Raw genomic sequence first — 19,651 nt, forward strand, 5'->3', positions numbered from 1 at the left:
ATATTTATTACCGCTCACATTGCTTCACAAATTTGTGTAATAAAACACCCAAGACGCTGATAAAATTATCAGCATCCTGAGTAATAATTAGCTATGCCAATCCAACTTCAAAATGCGTGTTATATTTCCCCGCACAGAGGGGGGAAATATAAGGCATCACTTCGTTTTGCGGATTGCAACTTGAAATTATTTTTTATTAATCGTTTAATTCTGGAAAATAAGTTTTAGCGTTATCTAACATTAATAAGAAACTATAATAAAAGGCAATATCATTCAGACGATTAAAACGTCCTGGTTTTCCACCATGCCCCGTATCCATATTAGTCTCTAACAATAACAGACTGTCGCCCTGTTTCATTTCCCTTAATTTCGCTACCCATTTTGCCGGCTCCCAATATTGCACTTGGGAATCATGCAAACCTGTCGTCACTAATAAATGAGGATAGCGTTGATGTTGAATATTGTCATAAGGGCTATAGAATTTCATACGGAAATAATCTTCTTTATTATTTGGATTACCCCACTCTTCATATTCACCCGTTGTTAATGGAATAGAGGGATCAAGCATGGTTGTCAAAACATCCACAAAAGGCACTTTTGCAATCACACCACGGTATAATTCTGGCGCCTGATTAATGACCGTCCCCATTAATAACCCCCCCGCGCTGCCACCTTCAGCATAAACGCGCTTGCTATTACCATATCCATCAGCAATCAAGGTCTTGGTCGCATCTATAAAATCGTGAAAACTGTTTAGCTTATTTTTGAGTTTCCCCTGCAAGTACCAATTTTTGCCCAAATCACCACCGCCGCGGACATGCACCAAGGCATAGACAAAGCCTCGATCCAGCAAACTCAGCAAGGCAGAACTAAAATAAGGATCCATGCTGATACCGTAAGAACCATAACCATAAATCAGGATCGGATTCTCACCTTTTTTAAACAAAGATTTGCGGTATACCAGAGAAACAGGAACTTCCACGCCATCACGAGCTTTCACCCAGATACGCTGGCTTTGATAGTTTTCTTTGTTGAATCCTTTTACTGTCTGCTGCTTCAACAATTCACGCTCATCCGTTTGCATATTCCATTGGAATACTGAACTTGGTGTTGTCATCGATGAATAGCTATAGCGTAAAACAGGGGTATCGGGTTCTGGGTTATAACCCAATGATGCCATATAGGCCGGATCATCGAATTGAACCCGTTTTTCCTGATGGGTTTTCCAGTCAATCTGGCGAATCGACGACAATCCTTTAGTGCGTTCCTGCACAACCAACCAATCGTTGAACAGGGCAAAATTTTCCAGATCGGTATTTTCCTGTGGGGCAATCACGGTTTCCCAAGGGGAATTAATGCTATCTGTCCGATACAAGCCAAACAATGGGTTTTCGTGATTAGAGCGGATATAGAACTGCCCACGAAAATGGTCTAGATCATATTCACGTTCAGCTTGACGAGCAGAAAAAACCTGCGGCTCTGATTGTGGGTGGTTAGCATCAATCAGTCGATATTCTGAACTCGTGTAACTGGTACTCGAAATCAAAATATAATCAAGTGAAGTGCTTTCCGCAATCGACAGATAGAAGCGTTCATCTTCCTCTTGATAGATCTTTTTATCTTGTTGGCTGTCAGTGCCATATTGGTGACGGAATAACTGATAAGGCAGCAATGTTTGTGGATCTCTGCGCACATAAAACAGCGTCTCGCCATCATTTGCCCACACAATATTGCCAGAAGTATTTTCTATGACGTGATTCTGCCAATCGGTATCACTGAAATTTTTAAATGAAATTTTGTAGTTACGGCGCCCTTGGGTATCTTCTGCCACCGCGATACGCTTATTATCCAATGAAACTGCAAAGCCACCAAGTTGATAAAACTTATGGCCTTTTGCCCGCTCATTACCATCAACCATGACCTGCCAATCAGTTGAATTATCGACTGGCTTGCGCTGATAGATTGGAAAATCTTTTCCTGCCTCATAAACAGTACGATAAATATACCCATTATAGGTATAAGGAACGGACTGATCCTCTTTGCTCATTCTATCAGCCATTTCTTTATAGAGGATTTCGCGCAATTCCTGGCCTGATTTCAGCCTCTCTTCGGCATATTGATTCTCAGCCGTTAAGTACTCAATGACGTTTTTATCCTGACGGTTGTCATCACGTAGCCAATAATAGTTATCAACACGCACATCCCCATGGCGTTCCATTTTGTGCGGCTGTTTTGCGGCCATAGGCGGCATCATATTTTCCTCCATTGCAGTAGTAGCAAAACTATAGCTCAACAAACTACCACTGAATAACAAACCAAGCATGACTCTTTTACCGCGCACGCCTCTACTGCACATCGTATTACTGCAAACTCTCTTTTTCTTATTCGACCTTTTCATATCTGGTGAAAACGCCGCCTTATGTTGTGACATGCCATTAACCCTGTATTTTTATTGAGATAAATAAAAATCTATCGGCAGTTCAACCGTAACACTGCCATTAGTTAAAACGACTTCAGGTGGCTTAGGTAAAGGCTGTGCCCTTTCCAACACCATCCTTGCTTCCCTGTCCAGTGAGTTAGTTCCTGAACGTCGAGTAAGTTCACTATTAATCACAACACCCAATGGGTTAACCGTAAACTTCACCATCGGCCGCCCTGTTCGTCTTCTTCTCTGGGCATCTTCTGGATATTTTTTATAGCGGTTTAAGTGTCCGGCGACCTCTGCCTGCCAAACGGCTTTGGCATCGGCAATAGCATCAGAATTGCTTTCATAGGATGCAGCAGTACGTGCAGTCACATTATCGGCCGTCGCATTACTGGTTGTTGGCGCGGCACTACTTTGGGATTTTTCACTTTCTTGCTCTTTTGCTTTCACTCGCTTAACAGGCTGAGTTTTCTTCGGTGCATCTTGTTCTTTCTTCTTTTTCTTCTGCTTATCCACCAACAACAGGGCATTTTCATTTACATCCAATTTTGGCATGTTAATTTCGTCAACTTTGCTCTCCTGCTGCTTACTGGCAACAGAGAGCTGCTGCTCAATGCCAATGGGTTGTTTTTGAGTTCTTTGTAGCGCTTCTGTCTGCGTTGACAGTTCCACCATCACCGCCGGCGGAGGAAGAAGCTCCTCAAGATCCACATCCTTTGGTTTGTAGACCAGCCATCCTACGAACAAGGCATGAAGTGTGATCGCAGCGAGAAAGGATTTCGCCACATGACCAGAGTGAGCATTTTGATACGTGGTGTACGTCAACATCTCTTATAGCACATTATGTCAATAATAAATGGAAATGAATGATAATCAATTCAATATATAAATGAAAACTATTTTTATTTGTTAATGAGTCACTTCCTTGTGATACTTACTCTTATTTGGTTATATTTTCACTGACTTTGGGGGTAAACCAGACAAAATCAGCATATTCACTGTCTAAGGAAACCCCTTCTTCCGCGATGACAAAGACAGCTATTTTTTCATTTGGCGCTATTTTTTTGACATGCTGAGGCACCCCCATGGCTTTTACCGCATGATATCCTCCGGCAACCAGTAAGGCAGGTGATGGAGCCTTCATCAATTGTTCTGCCATCCGTTGATCCCGCATTTGCTGAATCTTGGTCATACCAGAAAGAAGTTGTGGCTCTATATTTCCGCCGTGGGAATTTTTAATTGTGGCCTCAATCAGCTTTTTAACTTCATCAGAAACCAAGGAATTTTTATCTTCTGCATTATGATTTTTATACGCTTGTTCAATTTCGCTGCGATCCAAATTTGCGGCCAACAGAGGATAAGGTGCTCTCATCAGTTCCATAACTAAATCACCATACCATTTCCACGGCCAGCCCTGTTGCCATGCCAATAAATTCTGAACCCGCTCTTCCCTGACGATCGGATTACCCTGCAACCAGCTTTTCACCTTATTCACTTTTTCTTGCTGGTTTGGGTTAATCATTTCCAGTAATACAGAACCCTGAGGACGCTTTTGCCCAAGTTGTTGAACTAACCATAACTCGATTTGGTGATGGTAAGGATTGTCATGTTTTTCACCAACAATGACACGAGGGTAACTTGCCAATTGCTCCAGCAATTGATCTGGCGTGATTGCTTTGCCTGTTTTCATATCAAGCACCGCCCCCGCTTGCATCAACTCGTCAGAGAGAGTTTGTTGCGTTGTCTGAGAGCTATTTTGCGCGTTGTTTAGAGTGGCAGTACAACCAGCAAGAAAACAACCACCAAGCAGGAGAGAAGCCGTTAAAAAAGTCGATTTTATACGGGTAGATGTTTGCATAACTATTAGTCATTAAAAGAAAAATTGCCCGCATATTATAGATAATGAGAATTATTTACAAATTAAAAACCCTGTCAGACATAAGCCTGACAGGGTAGTTCACCGATTTATCCCAAATTCACGGTTAGAATAGGGAGTTATTTTTAGAGTGGATCTGTTTGTGCTTCAACCGCCGCCAACGCCACCATATTCACGATACGACGAACAGACGCAATCGGCGTCAGGATATGAACAGGCTTCGCAACTCCCATCAAAACAGGGCCAACTGTTACCCCCTCTGAACTGGTGACACGCAGCAAGTTATAACTGATACGAGCCGCTTCCATATTCGGCATAATTAACAGGTTTGCTGAGCCTTTCAACGGGCTGTCCGGCATGATATCGCGGCGGATACTTTCCACCAGCGCTGCATCACCGTGCATTTCACCATCAATTTCAAGCGATGGTGCTATTTGCTGAACCAATGCCAGTGTCTTACGCATTTTTTGTGCAGAATCACAATCAGAAGAGCCAAAACTTGAGCGTGATAATAAAGCGACTTTAGGTTCAATACCAAAACGACGAACCGTGTCAGCCGCCATCAGCGTGATTTCTGCCAACTCTTCTGGGCTTGGATCTTCATTAACATAAGTATCGGCAATGAACGTATTTCCCATCGGTAACATCAAAGCGTTCATGGCACCTGCGGTATGCACTCCCTGGCGGAAACCAAAGACATCTTTCACAACCTGATAATGCTCACTGTAGCTACCAACAGTGCCACAAATCAGGCCATCTGCTTCACCACGGTGTACCATGATTGCACCTATCAGGGTTGGATTACCAATCACTGCCCGACGTGCTTGCTCTTGCGAAACACCACGGCGTTTCATCATATGATAATATTCTTGCCAATATTCTTTGAAACGTGGATCATTTTCATTATTCACCACTTCAAAATCTTTACCCACTTCAATATGCAGCCCCTGCTTTTTAATCCGCATTTCAATAACGCCAGGTCGACCAATCAGGACAGGGAATGCCAGACCAAGGGAGACAAGCTCTTGGGTTGCATGCAGTACGCGAACATCTTCCCCTTCTGCCAATACAATTCGTTTTTTCTCTTTTTTGGCTTGGGAAAAGATTGGTTTCATAAATAAGTTAGTCTTATAGACAAACTCATTGAGTTTCTCAATATATGCCCCGAAATCGGTAATAGGTCGGGTTGCCACACCTGATTCCATCGCCGCTTTCGCTACCGCTGGTGCAATTTTTACAATCAAGCGAGGATCAAATGGTTTTGGAATGATGTAATCGGGGCCAAAGAACAGGTCTTGATCGCCATAAGCGGAAGCAACTTCCTGACTTTGTTCCGCCAGTGCAAGATCAGCAATGGCATGCACACAGGCAAGTTTCATCTCTTCATTGATGGTGGTGGCCCCAACATCCAATGCGCCACGGAAAATGAACGGGAAGCAAAGAACGTTATTCACCTGATTAGGGAAATCAGAACGGCCAGTACAAATAATTGCATCAGGGCGTACTGCTTTTGCCAATGGCGGCAAAATTTCTGGCTCTGGATTGGCTAATGCCATAATAAGCGGATCTTTTGCCATGGTTTTCACCATGTCTTGTGTCAATACGCCTGGCCCGGAACACCCCAGGAAAATATCAGCATCAGGGATCACATCTGCCAATGTGCGGCTGCCATTATCCTCAATAGCATAATCCGCCTTGGTCTTCTCCATGTTCTCTTCGCGGCCACGATAAATAACCCCTTTTGAGTCACAGACGACAATATTTTCACGTTTCAAACCTAATGCTACCAGCAGGTTCATACAGGCAATTGAGGCGGCGCCAGCCCCCGATACCACCATGCGCACTTTGCCAATATCTTTATTAACTACCCGCAATCCATTCAGCACGGCGGCGGTACAGATAATGGCTGTACCATGTTGATCATCGTGGAACACCGGAATTTTCATGCGCTCACGGAGTTTCTGCTCAATATAGAAACACTCCGGTGCTTTAATATCTTCGAGGTTGATTCCACCAAAAGTGGGTTCCAGCGCTGCGATGATATCAATCAATTTATCAGGATTGGATTCATCCACTTCGATGTCAAAAACATCAATACCAGAGAATTTCTTAAATAAAACGCCCTTCCCTTCCATAACAGGTTTACCGGCTAATGCACCGATATTCCCCAACCCTAAAACAGCGCTGCCGTTAGAGATAACCGCAACAAGATTGCCACGTGCAGTATATTTATAAGCCGCCAAAGGATCTTCTGCTATTTCAAGGCAAGGTGCAGCAACACCCGGTGAGTATGCCAATGCCAAATCACGTTGTGTTGCCAGTGGCTTGGTTGGTGTAACCGTAATTTTTCCCGGTTGTGGAAACTCATGAAAATCAAGAGCGCTTTGTTTTAATTTTTCATCCATCATCAGATCCTTTACGCGTCATGTCTTAGTGAAAACCGTTCCAGTATAATAGTTACGGGAGGTTAAATCATGATGTCAGCAGCATTTTGTTCATAATCCTTAAAATTAAGGCGCAAAAAACAAACAAATAATGACTTTACGTTAATCAATATTTATATACCAATCTAACTTCAAGATGCGTGTGATTTTTCCTCACTTCGCGAGGAGAAATCAGGTTTCATAGCATGTTGTAAATTGCTACTTGAAGTTTAATGCGTATAAATATTATCTTAATGATACCCACATAGAGGTATTTCATCCCAAATTAGCAACCTGATAAATTAATTAAAGATGAATTTTTAAATTAATATTTAAAATAAGTTTACAAAAACAAAACTTAATCTATAAAATATTCATCCAAATTTATTTGGAAAATTATTAGCAATTAAGGAAACACATTTTCTTATGAAAGTAAATTTCATCTGAGTGGTTAAACCTGTTTGCGCCATTTCTATTTTTATATCAGGATATATTTCCAGAATCTCATTAATGATGATTCAATATACTCCATAAAAATCACACAGCAATTTAACATAAAGCAGAAATCTGTCTTTTATGTTTTATTAAACATAAATCTGCATTTCTATATGGGAGAAAGAATATGCATAATCATTCAGTCATGATAGTTGATGATCATCCTATCATTCGTCACGGCTTAAAAGGGTTGATTGAATTAGAACGAGAACTCATTGTGACTGCCGAAACTGGCAATGGCGAAGACGCAATTAATATCGCTTGCCAAATAAAGCCTGACATTATTCTGATAGATTTGAAAATCAATGGTCTTTCAGGGATTGATACGATTAAATCTCTCCGCCGCAAAGGGCTTGATTCCTATATCTTGGTACTTTCCGATTCAGATCACAGAAGTGATATTTACGACGCCGTTGATGCCGGTGCGAATGGTTATTTATTAAAAGATATCGAGCTTACCTCTCTATTGAACAACATAAAAAAAGCCATTGATGGTCATGCTGTGTTCAGTGAAAAAGTCCATCAATATTTATCCACTCGCCATCTTTATGTTGATCCGTTATCAAAATTAACCAAACGTGAATTAGATGTTTTAAAAGAAATTGCAGAAGGGATGACAAATAAAGAAATTGCTGATTTCCTTTTTATTTCAGAAGAAACGGTGAAAGTTCACACCCGTAACTTATTGAAAAAACTTAAATCACGTTCCCGTCTCGAAGCCACTATCATCTATCTAAAACACAGAAAAACAGAGTTCATTTAACATTGGCTTGTTGCTTAACGCCCCAATACGAAACACAATTTCCCTCATTTTTACCGATGGGGAAATTGTGAGTTATCAAGAATTATAAATTAATTAGGAACAAATTAATTTTGCATATAATAAATAAGGATATTATCTATAAATTTATTGTTTGAAATACAGGCAACCCGCTTTTGTCGATAATTTAAACACCCGTAACGTCAATGTCAGGAAAAAGCCGGCAGAAAGTATGCGCAAAAACGCGTTATCTGGATAAAATAGCCAATTTCCCGCATTATGTCGGATATGTTGAACAAGACAAAATCAAGGCTCTCACCATGTCAAATACCCCTTTTCATTCAGATACCCTTTCTCACAAAATAGCCATTCTCTACGGTATCAAAAACTGCGATACCATAAAAAAAGCGCGTCGTTGGTTAGACGATCAAAAAATACCTTATCAATTCCATGATTATCGGGTTGATGGTCTATCCCCTGAATTACTTCAATCATTTATTGAGCAAGTTGGCTGGGAATCGCTCCTGAATACCCGTGGCACAACATGGCGTAAATTGCCCGATGAGCAAAAAGCCACGATTAACAATGCTGATGCTGCCAAGGCACTCATGCTGGAGCACCCTTCAATCATAAAACGCCCTCTATTGGTTTCAGGAACAGAAAAGTACTTACTCGGTTTCAAAGCAGAACAATATCAACAATTTTTCTCGCATGACTAGATGAGGAGAGCATCATGACTTGTCCGGTAATTGACCTTGCTCAGCAGTTAATCAAGCGTTCGTCTGTCAGCCCAGATGATCAAGGTTGTCAGGAACTGCTTATCCAGCGCCTGCAAGACATCGGTTTCACAATAGAACGAATGCCTTTTGGCGATACCCAAAACTTTTGGGCTTATCGTGGCACCGGAGTGACTTTTGCTCTTGCTGGACACACCGATGTTGTCCCTGCTGGCGATATCTCACAATGGCAAACCCCGCCCTTCGAACCTTCTATCCGTGATGGAATGCTGTATGGCCGTGGCGCCGCAGATATGAAAGGCTCCCTGGCGGCAATGGTGGTTGCCGCTGAACGTTTTGTCGCAGAAAATCCTGCGCATAAAGGTCGTCTGGCTTTTCTGATCACCTCCGACGAAGAGGCCAAAGCCACCAATGGTACAGTTAAGGTGGTTGAAGCGTTAATGTCCCGCCATGAACGTTTGGATTATTGCCTGGTGGGTGAACCATCCAGCCAGAAATACCTTGGAGATATGATCAAAAATGGACGACGGGGATCACTCACTGCCAGCTTAACTATCTTTGGCACCCAAGGGCATGTTGCTTATCCACAGTTAGCAGATAATCCTATCCATCGTTCAATGCCTTTTCTGCAAGAACTCGTCAATACTCAGTGGGACAACGGCAATGCATTTTTCCCTGCCACAAGTATGCAAATCGCCAATATTCAGGCAGGAACCGGCAGTAATAACATTATTCCTGGTAAACTATGGGTGCAATTTAATTTCCGTTTCAGCACTGAACTGACAGATAGCGAGATCCGCCAACAGGTTGAAGATATGCTGAAAAAGCATCATCTAACATATGAGATTGATTGGTGGTTATCAGGACAGCCTTTCCTGACCTGCAAAGGGGAGCTTGTTGATACTGTAGTGGGATCCATTGAGCACTATTGTGGTTATAAACCCGAGCTATCAACCAGTGGCGGTACATCAGATGGGCGTTTTATTGCCAGAATGGGAGCTCAGGTTGTGGAATTGGGACCAATTAATGCCACCATCCATAAAACCAATGAATGTGTCAAAGTAACTGATTTACAAACATTGAGCCTGATTTATCAACGTATCATGGAGCAATTAATCCAATGATGACACCTGAAGCTTTGACCGGCCTGTCCACGGAGCACCTAGTTACGCTGACCGGCAATCACCGTTTGCAGTTTAATGCCACCAAAGCGTTTCTTGCCATGCAAAAAGCCGCTGCCAAAGCAGGTTTTAAGCTGCAACCTGCCAGTTCGTTCCGCGATTTCACCCGCCAACAAACTATCTGGAATGAAAAATTCCGCGGTCAGCGGCCAGTATTAGATGAAAATAGCCAACCCCTTGATATCTCGAAAATGGATGAAGGGGAACGTTGTAAAGCCATTCTTCGTTGGTCAGCCTTGCCAGGAGCAAGCCGCCATCATTGGGGTACGGAGCTGGATATTTATGATCCCTTTCTGCTACCAGAAAGTAAAAAATTGCAGCTAGAACCGTGGGAGTATGAAAATGGCGGATACTTTGAGCCATTAACCCATTGGCTGACAGAAAACATGTCCCAATATGATTTCTACCGTCCTTTTACACGCCACGATGCTGGTGTAGCTTATGAACCGTGGCATATCAGCTACTGGCCATCATCCCATGAAGCCGAAAATTTATTCGACGAATACGTTCTATTGAGTGCCTGGGAAGAACGTGATATTGCCGGCATAAACTGGTTAAAAACCAATCTGTCCTATATATTTGAAAAATACATCAGGATAATAGATTAAGAAAACGATAAATCAGGAAAATAACAGGACAGTAAAATGGCTGGTTATGAAAATAATTAGCAGATATATCAATCTAACTTCAAGATGCGCTTTATATCTCCCCGCTATGCGGGGAGATATAAACAATCACATTGATTTGCAAGCTGCAACTTAAGGTATAGAAATAATCCATTAGGCTCCTGAGCCTCATGGAAGAGGTTCTAAACACTCTGAGGAAAATACCATGCAATGGTTGATAGATTATTGGTGGATTGTTCTGTTAGTACTCGTCGGCATTATTGTTAATGCAGTAAAAGCACTAAGCCGCGTCGATAAGAAATCTTTCTTAGATAACAAACCCGAATTGCCCCCGCACCGAGATCTTAATGCTCAATGGGATGATGAGGATGATTGGCCGCAGCGGGATCGTAAGAAATAACCCAATCTTTCCAGTGCTTGGCAAGTATTTTATCGATGCTTGCCAATGCATCAGCAGCCTCTTCACGCCACTGTTTTAATAAGGCCTTACGGCCATTTAACGATAAGTCGCTAACACATTGTTCGATACTTAGCCGCTGTTGAAGATGCTTTCTCAGTGCAGGCAAGCTCAAGCTGTTCTTCAACAGCAATCTCTGTAATGCAAAATAAGACGCTGACAAAGGACGATGAGCAAATGCAAATCCAGCCAACTCCTGCCAATCACTGTCATTGAGTTGTTCGTCACTATCATGCTCAACCGGCAAGGCAAAGCCGAGTAACGATTCCAACCCTTTGGCATCTCTGGCTAATCGCTGTTGTGCGAGTTGGGTAAATCGTTCTCCCTGCTCACTCAAAGGCAAAACAGCCATTGCGGTATAACAACCACTGCTTGCTTCTCGGTAAGTTCCCATTCTCACCAGGCGAAAACCACACTTTTGCCAAAGAGCCCACAAATCAGCGGTATAACCAAAACTGATAGAGAGGAAATCCAGCTTTTGTTTACTGGCTTCCTGACATTGTTGAATTATCAAATGTTGTGCGATACCACGACGGCGATATTGAGCCTGCACAGCAATACGGCTGATTCGCTGTGATCGTAAAGTTGCTGCCTGCGGAAAACCGCCATGTGCCGCCAGGGATTGAGCCACTAAATTACCTCTTGGCCGCCGACGTCCTGCCCAGATTTCATGTGCCAATGTTTGTGACAAACCGCCTTCGTTCACCATCCACAAAGCACCAATCAATCGTTGATCATGTTTTGGCGCACCAGAAAGGGCTGCCAAAAATGTCATTCCGTTACCATCCATTAATCGCCGCAGATCAAGGGGAGAGGTTCGGTAATGTGCGCTGGTTAATAAGCCATAAAATTGGCGCAGTAATGTGGAGTGTTGTAGCCATTCAGGCTGACAGATCGCGTGAAAATGTAATTCTTCTGCGTTTAATCGTGTGTCATAAACGAACGATTTATCATCGAATAACAGCGCACTATCCAGCCACGCTTCCAATGGATCATTTTCAGCCCAGCGCATAGGGGTTTTCAATTCACGAATATGGCAGTCAGGCAATTCAGCACAAAGTTTTAATAAAAAACCACGTCCTGTTCCCTCATAACCCTGAACGGTTGAAGTCAACAATACCCGTGGAAAATGGCGAACTAATTCGGCTAATTGTGGCGTTGGGATCGCGGCTGCTTCGTCAATCAATAACCAATCAGCATCGCTTTTATTTTCCGGTTGGCCTTTTTTCGCTCGGCAATATTTCAACAAATTGTCAACTGACCAAAAAGGCGTTTCTTGCTCCAACGATTTCTGTTCACCAGAATCTGTGATAGCGGAGTAACGTCGAATAACTTCTGTGGTTATTTTGGCAGGGGCACATAACCAGCATTTCCCCTGCCAATATCGCACTAACATTCCTGCCAGAGCCGATTTTCCCCGTCCCCGTGGTGCGGTAATCACCCAAATGCCTCGTGTGGCCTGTAACAATTCGTCAAGAATAGATTGCTGGCTTACCGTAGGCTTGCCATCAGGCATCTGCCACGCTCCGGTTGCAGGCAATGGTGATATCTGAGATAGCTGCAAAGGTATTTCCTGACGCCATAATAATACTTCAGGAAAGGCGAGGATTTGCTGCTGAATATGACGAATAAAATGAGGTGTTGAAATAACATCTGCCGATTCATTCCAGCGCAAACTATCTTCATCAGGCTGTTCGGGCCATTGTGACCAGGCTGGTACGCGCATGACCAACCAGCTTCCCGCTTTTAGTGTGCCAGCCAGTATCGCCAATGCTTCAGCATTAACGCCTTGAGTCGCATCAAAAACACCATGCAAGAATTCTCGACCAAGTAAGCTGACAGCTTTTGTTGGTTCAATAGCACCCGACACATGGGCTGAAACCGTTAACCAGTCCCCTTGAAACTGTTTCGTTAGCTGATTGACAATCCATTCACTCCATTGCGGATCACCACTCAAAACAACTAAACGGCGCTGTCCCTGTTGTTGCATCTGTGCCTGTAACATGGCCCATACGCTATACATAATACGAACTATCCATAAAGTGATATCTGGTGGTTAAAATGGCTACCTGCATGGTCATGATCTACCAATCATAAGTGATAAAATGCCAGCGGCAATCAGAGGGCCTACCGGAACTCCCTTAAATAGGGCCACGCCCAATACAGTGCCGACCAATAACCCAGCCACGGTAGAAGGCTGACCAGACATCAGAGCCACACCACGGCTTCCCAGCCATGACACCAGGACACCCACAACAATAGCCAGCAGTGATTTCCAATTTAAGAAAGAGCTAAAAATTTCCTGTGCGGAGATTTTCCCGCTTGCGATAGGTGCCATGACTCCTACAGTCAGAATCAGGATACCTATCGTCAAGCCGTACTTTTCCACCCAAGGGAAAAACGGATTCAACGGCGTAATACGAATTACCAATAGAAATAACATGGCAAGTGTCACTGTCATGTTATGGCTGATGATGCCAAGCCCGGCAAGCACGAGCAAAATAAGTAAAGTAGGATCGATATGACTCATGAGTTTTTATTTCCTGTAAACTCCGATAGAACAATGTTTGATTGTTTTTAGGCCAGGCAATATAAATTCTGGCATGAAAAAGATGATAACTTAAAATTTTTGCACTTAATCAAAAATATTCATAAAGGGCTATCCCAAAATTGGGTAATAGCACAACAATGGGTAGTTTGTTAACATCCTTGCTTTAAACAATCACATTGATAAATAATTAGCCAAATAAACCAAGATACAACCTCTGTTTCTTGATAGTTAACCTTTTAAACACCAACACCTTTTACCAAGGGAAATGCAGAAAGGTTGTAAGCAGTGCCTTGCAGCTCATATGCGTGCGTATAAGCGATATGAATATGAAAAAATTAACCTCTTCCATGATAATCTGTCTCTCTTTAGCGGGTTGCACCACTCAATGGGTCCCTGCAAGTAGTAATCCTGTTCCTTTCAGTGAAGCAAAAGTTGAATGCAGATTATCAGCATTACAACAATTTCCTATCAAAAATGAAGTCGCCCAAAGATCAACACTGAAAATGGTGCAGCAACCTTGTTTCAATAAAGAGCAATGTGGAAAAAACGGTTACTACAGTCACAATGTTCCCATGATCGAAAGCTATGTGACGGATGTCAACGAGGGTTCCAGAAGCGAATTTTATTACGGCTGTATGCACCAAAAAGGCTGGAAGCAAATAACCAAATCCCTACTTTAAAGTTTATCCAACCTGCAAGACCGTGACAGGATGCCCTTTTGATTATTGGAGCATCCTGCCTATTTTATATTATATTTTTTAAGTAATCGTTTGCGTCACTAGTCCAAAATAACACCAATACGGCGTGCAACTTCCTCATACGCTTCGATCAAGCCACCGAGACTTTGGCGAAAACGATCTTTATCCATTTTATCCATCGTCTGTTTGTCCCATAAACGGCTACCATCCGGTGAAAACTCATCCCCCAAGATGACCTTGCCCTTGAACAAACCAAATTCCAACTTAAAATCCACCAGAATCAAGCCCGCATCATCAAACAGTTTACTCAATACTTCATTGGCCTTGTAGCTCAGACGTTTCATCTCAGCTAAGTGCGCTTTGCTCACCCAACCGAATGTCTCACAGTAGGACTCATTAACCATGGGATCGTGTTTGGCATCATCTTTCAGAAACAGGTCAAACAGTGGCGGATTAAGCACCATTCCCTCTTCCACTCCCAAACGCTTCACAAGGGAGCCTGCGGCACGGTTACGAATAACACATTCAACAGGCACCATATCCAGTTTTTTCACCAAGGATTCATTATCTGACAACAGTTGTTCCATTTGCGTCGGAATGCCCGCTTCTTCCAGTTTACTCATGATGAAATGATTGAATTTATTATTCACCATTCCCTTGCGATCGAACTGTTCAATGCGTTCACCATCCAATGCTGATGTATCATTACGGAATTCCAGCACAAGTAAGTCAGGATTGTCAGTGGCATACACTGTTTTTGCCTTTCCACGATACAACTCAGCTTTTTTCTGCATTTTACACTCCAGAAATATAACGTCTTTAAACGTAACTAATTAAACAAAAAACGCATCCAAAATATAAAAGGGGCCTAAGCCCCTTTTATAGATATTACTTATCCTTGGATTGGCTAAACGCAGCTTCCAGCGCAGCCACCATTTGATCATTTTCAGATTGAGTCAGCGGTTTACCTTTGTCGCTGATAAATTGCAGGCTGCTTCGGTTATCCAAATCACCCACCTGTAACTTATAATTTCCTCCGTGGATGGAAGGTGCTTCAACTCCCAGCGCTTTCCAGTCAGAAGAACTACGTTCTTCATAAGTCACCGCTATCGCTCCGGTAGAACGAGTACGATCCGTGACTTGCATACCGATGCTTTCCAACACGTATGGCAATCTGTTCCAGACGATGTTGTATGGTGCCCGCACGATAATTTGCGGTAATCCGGTATTATCACTGCCACTTTGTACCGATAGTGGGCCTGAATTTTTAGTGCTGCTCAGGCTCGCTGCTTCTTGCTGTTGGCTTAAGTCACTCGCCAATTTATTGAGCATCACGATGTTATAACGCTGGATTTGTATCGGATCGGTAATTTCCTTTTCTCCCTGTTTCAAACCTTCGTTCGCAACAGATAATGCTATTTGGTAATCCTGTTTGGTCACTGAAATACGGTAACGCCCCTGATAAGGAACATTTTCATCCGCCCTTTGCCATGTAATCCAATCTGTCGTCAACGTTTGTGCAGCATCATCTTTCTGGCTGATCTTATACCCTTTTTCTGCCAACAGATTGTTTATCTGAGACCATAAGTTACTGTATTCAGGAGTATTTTCAAGCAACAATTTACTGCTGTTAGCACTATTTTCAACGCGGGAACCCGTCAACAATGCAAGAGCTTGCAACGGAGGACGGATATCCAAATCTTTACCCACAGCCTCCGTTATCGTCGTTGTCGGAAGATTATACTCCCCATTTTGCAGTGGTAATGTCATGCCCGCAGGGACGTTCAATAATTTCAGTGGAGGTGCATCAAGATAGGATTGATCCCCGCTTACCTGACGTTTATAGCGCTGATCGCTGGAGCAGGCAGCTAAAAAAACGACCAATGACAGTCCAGCAATCTTCATGATCTTCGATTTTTGCAATAATGTTGCCATTAAAATTCCCTAAAATTTTACAGTAATCCAGCTATTTTCAAGGCCCTACCAACTGGAATTTGCCCTTCCTGCGTTAGCGGAACCATTGGCAAACGCAATGTATCATCGGCAATCAACCCCAATTGACGGCAAGCCCACTTAACTGGTGTCGGGCTAGGTTCAACAAATAATTGATGATGCAATTCCATCAGTCGGCTGTTCAGTTCACGAGCTTGCAAAAATTCACCTTGCTCAGCCAATTCACACACTTGCGCCATTTCTGCTGCCGCAACATTTGCCGTGACAGAAATAACGCCTTTACCACCAAGCTGCATGAAATCGACAAAACTTGCATCATCACCACTCAGAAGAATGAAATCTTCATCACTAACCAATTCTTGGATCTGACTAACACGACTTAAGTTCCCTGTCGCTTCCTTAAGCGCAACAATATTTTTCAGTTTCGCTAAACGGGCAACAGTCGGTGGCAATAAATCACATCCGGTACGAGATGGCACATTATACAGAATTTGTGGTAAGTCAGTATTCTCAGCGATTGCCTGATAGTGCAAATACAAACCTTCCTGTGAGGGTCTATTATAATAAGGTGTGACTGACAGGCAACCCACAACCCCCGTATTTTCGAAACGGTTGGTCAGAGAGATAGCTTCTGCTGTCGCATTTGCTCCTGTTCCTGCAATCACCGGAATACGCCCATCAGCTATTTCCAGTGTTGTCAGTACAACATCAACGTGCTCGTCGTGGTTAAGTGTTGCACACTCCCCCGTTGTCCCAACAGACACAATAGCAGATGTGCCACTGGCGATATGATAATCAACCAATTTTTTCAAACTGGCCTTATCAATCTGACCAGCTGAGTCCATCGGAGTGATCAATGCAACTATACTGCCTGTAAAACCAGAATGATGACTTACCATTGCCATTTCCCCTTAATTAGACTTAAAACTGCAAATGAGAGGTTCATGGTACTTTCTTGCTATACAGAAGAAAACTCTTTAACCACGCGATTTCAATGAATTTTGTTAATATCAAGTGTAGCCGATTAAACATAAATTATAATTTTGCTTCCTTAACAAAGGCGATTGACCTTCTCCTGATCATTTTTTATGTTAAAACACAACATACACAGCAAACACCAACTAAAATTAAAGGAAAATCGCTTTGCCAACATCAGAACAGCATTTTTTAGTGATCACAGCCCTAGGTACCGATCGTCCCGGCATCGTCAATACCATTACTCGCCTCGTCAGCACATGCGGCTGCAATATTGAAGACAGCCGTTTAGCTATGTTTGGTGAAGAATTTACTTTTATCATGTTGCTATCTGGTAGCTGGAACGCCGTGACTCTGATCGAATCTACTTTGCCACAAAAAGGCGCAGAACTTGAATTACTCATAGTGATGAAACGTACCCGATGCGGTGTCCAGAAAACATTTCCTTCTACCATCACCGTTAAGGTAGACGTAGTTGATTCACCGGGAATTGTTGAGCGTTTTACCAGTTTATTCACAGCCCAAGATCTTAATATCGCGGAACTGGTATCAAAAACTCGCCCCGCCGAAGGAAATCACCCTGCTCGTCTGCAAATCCAAATCACTGGGCACAACCCAATTGATGATAATGGCACGATATTTAAAGAAAACTTTCATCACCTATGTACAGAATTAAATGCACAAGGCAGTATTATTGTACAGGATCATTTAAATCAAAACGATTAAACGGAGAATAAGTGATGAGTCCATTGAAAGCCGGAGACAAGGCCCCACAATTCAGCCTTCCTGACCAAGATGGCGAACCCATTAAGTTATCTGACTTCAAAGGTCAACGTGTTTTAGTTTATTTTTATCCCAAAGCAATGACACCAGGCTGCACAACCCAAGCCTGCGGCTTACGTGATGTTATGGATGAGCTAAAAAACGCCAATGTTGAAGTCTTGGGTATCAGCACAGATGCACCTGAAAAGCTATCCCGCTTTGTAGAAAAAGAGATGCTGAATTTCACGCTGCTTTCTGATATTGACCACCAAGTTGCCGAACAGTTTGGTGTTTGGGGAGAAAAGCAGTTTATGGGAAAAATCTATGACGGGATTCACCGCATCAGTTTTTTAATTAACCCACAAGGTGAGATTGAACACGTTTTTAATAAATTCAAAACCAGTGATCATCATCAAGTTGTACTGGATTACCTAAACCAACATTAATTATCGGTATATACCAATCTAACTTCAAGATGCGTGTGATATCTCCCCGCGAAGCGGGGAGATATCAGGTTTCATAGGGTGTTGTTATTGACAATATTGGTTGTTATCATTCTTTTTCTTCCGGCCAGGCATGAATCACTGCTTTGATTAATGTAGCAAGTGGAATAGCAAAGAAAACACCCCAAAACCCCCATAATCCACCAAAAATAATGACAGAAAGGATGATAACAAGTGGATGAAGATTGACAGCTTCCGAAAATAAGATTGGCACAAGCAGGTTACCATCTAACCCCTGCACCACCAGATACGCGACAAACAACCCCCAGAAATCAGCCCCAATCCCCCATTGAAACAGCGCCACAACAATAACTGGAAGGGTAACAAGTACGGTACCGATATAAGGAGCGAGTACAGATAAACCGACCAAGACCGCAAGCAACAGCGAATAGTGTAATCCAAAGAAGGCAAATACAGCATATGTGCAGATAGTCAGTATAACCATTTCGGTCACTTTACCACGGATATAATTGGTAATCTGCTGGTTCATTTCACGCCATACTTTCCCCGCCAAACTACGATTACGTGGCAATACACGCCGCAATGCGGCCACTATTTTGTCTTTATCTTTCAATAGAAAGAACACCATCAAAGGAACAAGGATCAGATAAATCGCCAGAGTCAATAATCCAATCAACGAGGCAACCGAAAACTTAAAAACGGACTCACCCGCCAAAGAGAGTTTGCTACGCAGATTAGCAGCAACCATATCGATAATGCCGGCATCAACCAGCGCCGGATAACGGGAAGGAAAAGTAAGCGCGTACTCATTAAATCGATTAATCATATTGGGAAGATCAGAAAATAAGTTTAAACCTTGCTGCCAGACGGTTGGGGCTACAATCAAGATCATCAACGCACTGATTCCCATAAATAGGGTTAATACAATAGCAACAGAAAATGTCCGGCTACATCCCAATTTGCCTAATTGTGTCGTAGGCCACTCCAACAAATAAGCCAATACAATAGCTGCCAGGGCAGGCGCCAGAATGCCATTAAAAAAGTAGATGATCCCAAAACCAACTAATAAAATAATTGATAATGCAACAACTTGCGGATCTGCGAAACGACGACGATACCATTGCATGATCATATCCAACATAATTACAACTCCTTTGCGATAATACTTAATGAGCATTTTTCACTAAAATTTATTATGATTAATCGTTTTAAGGTACTCTTTTATCATAAAAGTATTCATGAAATTGATAGCTAAAATGGAGCACACT

Annotated in this window: 18 protein-coding genes; 8 read left to right on the forward strand and 10 right to left on the reverse strand. The window is 42.7% G+C overall.

The window, feature by feature from the left end:
• Positions 1–196 precede the first annotated feature (196 nt).
• The 4 genes from IQ211_RS04495 to maeB all read right to left on the reverse strand — a co-directional run bounded on the left by IQ211_RS04495 (position 197) and on the right by maeB (position 6,706).
• Positions 197–2,251 (reverse strand): S9 family peptidase, encoded by a 2,055-nt coding sequence (locus IQ211_RS04495; RefSeq protein WP_223281658.1) that lies wholly within the window; start codon positions 2,249–2,251, stop codon positions 197–199.
• A 198-nt stretch (positions 2,252–2,449) separates the two neighbouring features.
• Positions 2,450–3,253, reverse strand: coding sequence for an energy transducer TonB family protein (locus IQ211_RS04500; RefSeq protein ID WP_189759153.1), 804 nt, complete (start codon positions 3,251–3,253; stop codon positions 2,450–2,452).
• A gap of 112 nt (positions 3,254–3,365) precedes the next feature.
• Positions 3,366–4,283 carry a ChaN family lipoprotein gene (locus IQ211_RS04505; RefSeq protein WP_189759154.1) on the reverse strand — a complete coding sequence of 306 codons (918 nt, stop codon included), beginning with the start codon at positions 4,281–4,283 and terminating at the stop codon, positions 3,366–3,368.
• Positions 4,284–4,426: 143 nt separating this feature from the next.
• Entirely contained in the window at positions 4,427–6,706 is a 2,280-nt protein-coding gene (gene maeB, locus IQ211_RS04510) for an NADP-dependent oxaloacetate-decarboxylating malate dehydrogenase (protein ID WP_189759155.1), read from the reverse strand.
• Positions 6,707–7,346: 640 nt separating this feature from the next.
• Here maeB and IQ211_RS04515 point away from each other — a divergent pair.
• The 5 genes from IQ211_RS04515 to IQ211_RS04535 all read left to right on the forward strand — a co-directional run bounded on the left by IQ211_RS04515 (position 7,347) and on the right by IQ211_RS04535 (position 10,923).
• Positions 7,347–7,982 (forward strand): response regulator, encoded by a 636-nt coding sequence (locus tag IQ211_RS04515; protein ID WP_189759156.1) that lies wholly within the window; start codon positions 7,347–7,349, stop codon positions 7,980–7,982.
• 317 nt (positions 7,983–8,299) lie between these two features.
• Entirely contained in the window at positions 8,300–8,698 is a 399-nt protein-coding gene (locus IQ211_RS04520) for an ArsC family reductase (protein WP_189759182.1), read from the forward strand.
• A 14-nt stretch (positions 8,699–8,712) separates the two neighbouring features.
• Positions 8,713–9,840, forward strand: coding sequence for a succinyl-diaminopimelate desuccinylase (gene dapE, locus IQ211_RS04525; RefSeq protein ID WP_189759157.1), 1,128 nt, complete (start codon positions 8,713–8,715; stop codon positions 9,838–9,840).
• Positions 9,837–10,505 (forward strand): M15 family metallopeptidase, encoded by a 669-nt coding sequence (locus IQ211_RS04530; RefSeq protein WP_189759158.1) that lies wholly within the window; start codon positions 9,837–9,839, stop codon positions 10,503–10,505. The genes dapE and IQ211_RS04530 overlap by 4 nt, the downstream gene beginning before the upstream one ends.
• Before the next feature lie 223 nt (positions 10,506–10,728).
• Positions 10,729–10,923, forward strand: coding sequence for a YpfN family protein (locus IQ211_RS04535; protein ID WP_189759159.1), 195 nt, complete (start codon positions 10,729–10,731; stop codon positions 10,921–10,923).
• On the opposite strand, the gene IQ211_RS04540 is transcribed toward IQ211_RS04535, so the two are convergent.
• Both IQ211_RS04540 and IQ211_RS04545 read right to left on the reverse strand, forming a co-directional pair.
• The gene (locus IQ211_RS04540; protein ID WP_189759160.1) at positions 10,868–13,003 is read right to left on the reverse strand and encodes a tRNA(Met) cytidine acetyltransferase TmcA; all 2,136 of its coding nucleotides are present in this window, start codon (positions 13,001–13,003) and stop codon (positions 10,868–10,870) included. The genes IQ211_RS04535 and IQ211_RS04540 overlap by 56 nt on opposite strands.
• Before the next feature lie 54 nt (positions 13,004–13,057).
• Positions 13,058–13,510 carry a DUF441 domain-containing protein gene (locus IQ211_RS04545; RefSeq protein WP_189759161.1) on the reverse strand — a complete coding sequence of 151 codons (453 nt, stop codon included), beginning with the start codon at positions 13,508–13,510 and terminating at the stop codon, positions 13,058–13,060.
• A gap of 347 nt (positions 13,511–13,857) precedes the next feature.
• On the opposite strand from IQ211_RS04545, the gene IQ211_RS04550 reads away from it, so the two are divergent.
• Positions 13,858–14,211: a hypothetical protein gene (locus tag IQ211_RS04550; RefSeq protein ID WP_189759162.1), complete on the forward strand. Its 354-nt coding sequence runs from the start codon at positions 13,858–13,860 to the stop codon at positions 14,209–14,211.
• 98 nt (positions 14,212–14,309) lie between these two features.
• On the opposite strand, the gene purC is transcribed toward IQ211_RS04550, so the two are convergent.
• From purC to dapA, 3 genes are all read right to left on the reverse strand, one after another.
• Complete coding sequence (gene purC, locus IQ211_RS04555; RefSeq protein ID WP_189759163.1) at positions 14,310–15,023, reverse strand: phosphoribosylaminoimidazolesuccinocarboxamide synthase; 714 nt, start codon at positions 15,021–15,023, stop codon at positions 14,310–14,312.
• Positions 15,024–15,117: 94 nt separating this feature from the next.
• A complete protein-coding gene (gene bamC / locus IQ211_RS04560) occupies positions 15,118–16,164 on the reverse strand; it encodes an outer membrane protein assembly factor BamC (protein ID WP_189759164.1) in 1,047 nt (348 codons plus the stop codon).
• A gap of 17 nt (positions 16,165–16,181) precedes the next feature.
• Positions 16,182–17,081 carry a 4-hydroxy-tetrahydrodipicolinate synthase gene (gene dapA, locus IQ211_RS04565; RefSeq protein WP_189759165.1) on the reverse strand — a complete coding sequence of 300 codons (900 nt, stop codon included), beginning with the start codon at positions 17,079–17,081 and terminating at the stop codon, positions 16,182–16,184.
• Positions 17,082–17,325: 244 nt separating this feature from the next.
• Here dapA and IQ211_RS04570 point away from each other — a divergent pair, with 244 nt between their 5' ends.
• Together IQ211_RS04570 and bcp are read left to right on the forward strand one after the other, a co-directional pair.
• Positions 17,326–17,883 (forward strand): glycine cleavage system transcriptional repressor, encoded by a 558-nt coding sequence (locus tag IQ211_RS04570; RefSeq protein WP_189759166.1) that lies wholly within the window; start codon positions 17,326–17,328, stop codon positions 17,881–17,883.
• Between the two features lie 14 nt (positions 17,884–17,897).
• Positions 17,898–18,365, forward strand: coding sequence for a thioredoxin-dependent thiol peroxidase (gene bcp / locus IQ211_RS04575; protein WP_189759167.1), 468 nt, complete (start codon positions 17,898–17,900; stop codon positions 18,363–18,365).
• Between the two features lie 106 nt (positions 18,366–18,471).
• On the opposite strand, the gene IQ211_RS04580 is transcribed toward bcp, so the two are convergent.
• The gene (locus IQ211_RS04580; RefSeq protein WP_189759168.1) at positions 18,472–19,524 is read right to left on the reverse strand and encodes an AI-2E family transporter; all 1,053 of its coding nucleotides are present in this window, start codon (positions 19,522–19,524) and stop codon (positions 18,472–18,474) included.
• Positions 19,525–19,651 lie beyond the last annotated feature (127 nt).

Source organism: Xenorhabdus griffiniae (assembly GCF_015163655.1).
GTDB classification, from domain to species: domain Bacteria; phylum Pseudomonadota; class Gammaproteobacteria; order Enterobacterales; family Enterobacteriaceae; genus Xenorhabdus; species Xenorhabdus griffiniae.

Excerpts from the sequence above, each read along its gene's own strand:
- bcp (WP_189759167.1), top strand. The coding sequence starts at position 17,898 with ATGAGTCCATTGAAAGCCGGAGACAAGGCCCCACAATTCAGCCTTCCT.
- IQ211_RS04535 (WP_189759159.1), top strand. The coding sequence starts at position 10,729 with ATGCAATGGTTGATAGATTATTGGTGGATTGTTCTGTTAGTACTCGTC.
- IQ211_RS04540 (WP_189759160.1), bottom strand. The coding sequence starts at position 13,003 with ATGTATAGCGTATGGGCCATGTTACAGGCACAGATGCAACAACAGGGA.
- IQ211_RS04500 (WP_189759153.1), bottom strand. The coding sequence starts at position 3,253 with ATGTTGACGTACACCACGTATCAAAATGCTCACTCTGGTCATGTGGCG.
- IQ211_RS04580 (WP_189759168.1), bottom strand. The coding sequence starts at position 19,524 with ATGTTGGATATGATCATGCAATGGTATCGTCGTCGTTTCGCAGATCCG.
- IQ211_RS04520 (WP_189759182.1), top strand. The coding sequence starts at position 8,300 with ATGTCAAATACCCCTTTTCATTCAGATACCCTTTCTCACAAAATAGCC.
- IQ211_RS04495 (WP_223281658.1), bottom strand. The coding sequence starts at position 2,251 with ATGCCGCCTATGGCCGCAAAACAGCCGCACAAAATGGAACGCCATGGG.
- IQ211_RS04545 (WP_189759161.1), bottom strand. The coding sequence starts at position 13,510 with ATGAGTCATATCGATCCTACTTTACTTATTTTGCTCGTGCTTGCCGGG.
- IQ211_RS04550 (WP_189759162.1), top strand. The coding sequence starts at position 13,858 with ATGAAAAAATTAACCTCTTCCATGATAATCTGTCTCTCTTTAGCGGGT.
- maeB (WP_189759155.1), bottom strand. The coding sequence starts at position 6,706 with ATGGATGAAAAATTAAAACAAAGCGCTCTTGATTTTCATGAGTTTCCA.
- dapE (WP_189759157.1), top strand. The coding sequence starts at position 8,713 with ATGACTTGTCCGGTAATTGACCTTGCTCAGCAGTTAATCAAGCGTTCG.
- bamC (WP_189759164.1), bottom strand. The coding sequence starts at position 16,164 with ATGGCAACATTATTGCAAAAATCGAAGATCATGAAGATTGCTGGACTG.
- dapA (WP_189759165.1), bottom strand. The coding sequence starts at position 17,081 with ATGGTAAGTCATCATTCTGGTTTTACAGGCAGTATAGTTGCATTGATC.
- IQ211_RS04530 (WP_189759158.1), top strand. The coding sequence starts at position 9,837 with ATGATGACACCTGAAGCTTTGACCGGCCTGTCCACGGAGCACCTAGTT.
- IQ211_RS04505 (WP_189759154.1), bottom strand. The coding sequence starts at position 4,283 with ATGCAAACATCTACCCGTATAAAATCGACTTTTTTAACGGCTTCTCTC.
- IQ211_RS04515 (WP_189759156.1), top strand. The coding sequence starts at position 7,347 with ATGCATAATCATTCAGTCATGATAGTTGATGATCATCCTATCATTCGT.
- purC (WP_189759163.1), bottom strand. The coding sequence starts at position 15,023 with ATGCAGAAAAAAGCTGAGTTGTATCGTGGAAAGGCAAAAACAGTGTAT.